Below are 2781 nucleotides of genomic sequence, written 5' to 3'. Positions count from 1 at the left end.
TGAATAGAAGCTGGACTTATTCTTCTTTTTCTTTTGGAGGCTGGTTTTGGCCCGCCGGTTTCCCTTTATTTTCGTCGGAATCCCCTGCTCCCTTATTATCTTCGGGTGGAGGGCTATCCTTGTTTCCCGGATTTTCTTTATCATTCCCGCCCTCATTATTTTCGGGATTCCTATTATTATTTCCTCCTTGGCCGTTGTTTTCTGCAGGAGGCTGCTTATTCCCCTGTCCCGGATTCTCTTCGCTTGGAGGCTTCGGATTATTGTCACCGGGCTTTTTCCGCCCTTCATTTTCCACATTTGGATCAGGCTTTTTCTCTTGTTCTCCGGATTTCTCTTGGTCTTTATTTTCTCTCTCTTTTTCTTCTATTTTCTCATCAGAATCCTCAACCTTTTCGTCATCCTCTTCTGTGATCTCCGGCTTGTTCTCTACTTCATTCTTCTTTACAGGCTTATTTATGTTGATCTGCTTCTTGACAGGGGCAGTTCCTTTTACAAATAATTCGACCCTGTTTCCAATGGTCCTTTTTTCAACAGAGGATGGCATCGTGAAGTCCGGCGTTTCGATGCCTTCGGATACTTCAGACATAATATGTTTGAAAATCAATTTGGCATTATGAGAGTCCTGCATTTGTACGAAACTTTCCTGTGAAATCTCATCATATCCGGTCCATACGGCAGCTGAATAACGGGTTGTATATCCGGCAAACCATGCATCCGTCACTCCATATCCATAGATGTCATCCGGCAATTCGTTTGTACCTGTTTTTCCTGCCAGCGGAAGTCCCGGAATGTTTGCCATGTCCCCGGTTCCCTCTGTCACCACTGTTTTTAACATATCTGTGATCATATAAGCCGTATAATCACTCATCGCCTGAACAGGCTTCGGCTGAAGATTCTTTTCCTTTCCATCCAAATACACGATTTTGCGAACCGTATGTGGCTCATTAAACACCCCCTCGTTTCCAAAAGCGGCATAGGCTCCTGCAAGTTGAAGAGGAGAGACCCCATCTTTAAAACCGCCAATGGCATAGGCAGGAAAAATTTCATCCAAAGGAATGCCCAGTTTTTCGGCAAATTTCTTTGCCTCTTCAGGCCCTGCTTCCTGCATCGCTTTAATGGCAGGTATATTATACGACCATTGAAGTGCAGTCCTCATGGAGACATTGCCATGAAAGCGATTATCCCAGTTTTTAAAAACTTTTCCGTTCAACTCGATTTCTTCATCTTTTATCTGCTCATACGTCGACCATTTCAGCTTTTCAATTGCCGGCCCATAGGCCATGATGGGCTTGGCTGTAGAGCCTGGCTGCCGTTTCATTTGAGTGGCATAATTGAAGCCTCTTTGAATCTCTGCTTCCGAATCCCGGCTGCCGCCAATCGCGCGAACTTCCCCGGTCTTTGTATCTAACAGTACGACACCCGCTCTGAATTTATCATCAGGATAATCAATATATTCATCTGTCTTTAAAACTTTGTCTGTAATCTTTTGTGCTTTGGGATCAAATGTTGTATAGATTTTCAGCCCCAGCGTATAAAGCTTGTCCTCATCGATCCCTTTTTCCTTCAATTCTTCGATGACCCTGTCCGTGAAGCTGTTATATGTATTTTTCCTCTTTTGCTTCTTCAGCATGTCTTTTACCGGAATGGACTGTGCTTCCTTTTTTTCTTTTTCAGTTATATATCCATGCTCATGCATCAAAGAAAGAACAAGATCCCTTCTGTTTTCGGCAAGCTCCGGATTCTCGTATGGATTATAACCGCTCGGCCTTTGCGGCAATCCTGCCAACAGCGCTGCCTCGCTTAAGTTTAAATCCTTAACGGATTTCCCGAAATACACATCTGCGGCCGTTGCAACGCCGTATGCCCCTTCACCGAAATAGACTTTATTCAAATACATCTCCAATATTTCTTCTTTTGTATATTTCCTTTCCAATTTTAATGCAAGATATGCTTCTTGAACTTTGCGCTCGATGGTTTTTTCAGGGGATAAAAAAGACATCTTTACGAGCTGCTGTGTGATCGTGCTGCCCCCCTCCACTCCAAAACCTTCCTTAATATTTGCAACCGTTGCACCGGCAATTCGTTTAAAGTCAATGCCATGATGATCCCAGAACCTCACATCTTCGACAGACAGGAAAGCATTCTGCACGCTTTTCGGCACCTGATCCAAAGGAACCATTTTTCGGTATTCTTCTCCGGCTACATCCATTATCTTTTTATTATTCATGTCGTATATAGTGGAAGACATTGGTGAATTTAGCTGCTCGGGATTTAATTTGGGCGCTTCTTTTACATAGGCCATCGCTGTAAATGCAAATACCCCAGTAACTAAAATCCCGAAAATGAAGAATGCCAGCATAGTGCGATAAGCCAAACTTCGGGATCTTCCTTTTTCTTTTTGTTTTTTTTCCTTATCCTCTCTGTATTGTCTGCGACTTGGATAACTCTCCCCCATGACCACATTCCCCCTAATATGTAATCACAATAATAACGAATACCCGAAATTTTTTTGTTCTAACCTTTGAATCCGCTGGAAAATCGAAAATTTAAATACAGCGCGGATAATGGAAAATACATTTTCATGAATCCCGCGAACCCCTATTTTACTCACTCCGGGATGCAATTCTTGTCGCATTTCGGCTTATATTTAGGGATATTTTTCAACGTTTTTCGAATAAAAGTTCAAATGTAAAAAAAGGCGTCTCCACAGATGCCTTTTTTAAAAATAAATATACGGAATCTACTGTTTGTGTTCATTTATCCTGAATTACGAAAGTAAAA

1 protein-coding gene is annotated in these 2781 nt (G+C 42.3%); it reads right to left on the bottom strand.

Features of this window, described 5'->3' with window-relative positions:
- Nucleotides 1-16: 16 nt before the first annotated feature.
- Nucleotides 17-2455: a PBP1A family penicillin-binding protein gene (locus tag D4N35_RS17585; protein ID WP_120075987.1), complete on the bottom strand. Its 2439-nt coding sequence runs from the start codon at nt 2453-2455 to the stop codon at nt 17-19.
- Between the last annotated feature and the right edge of the window lie 326 nt (nt 2456-2781).

This window comes from Siminovitchia fortis (genome assembly GCF_003605365.2).
Taxonomy (GTDB): domain Bacteria; phylum Bacillota; class Bacilli; order Bacillales; family Bacillaceae_C; genus Siminovitchia; species Siminovitchia fortis.
This window is presented reverse-complemented; position numbering and strand designations above follow the sequence as displayed.

Bases quoted from the DNA above. Each gene is read 5' to 3' on its own strand.
- D4N35_RS17585 (WP_120075987.1), bottom strand. From the start codon at position 2,455: ATGGGGGAGAGTTATCCAAGTCGCAGACAATACAGAGAGGATAAGGAA.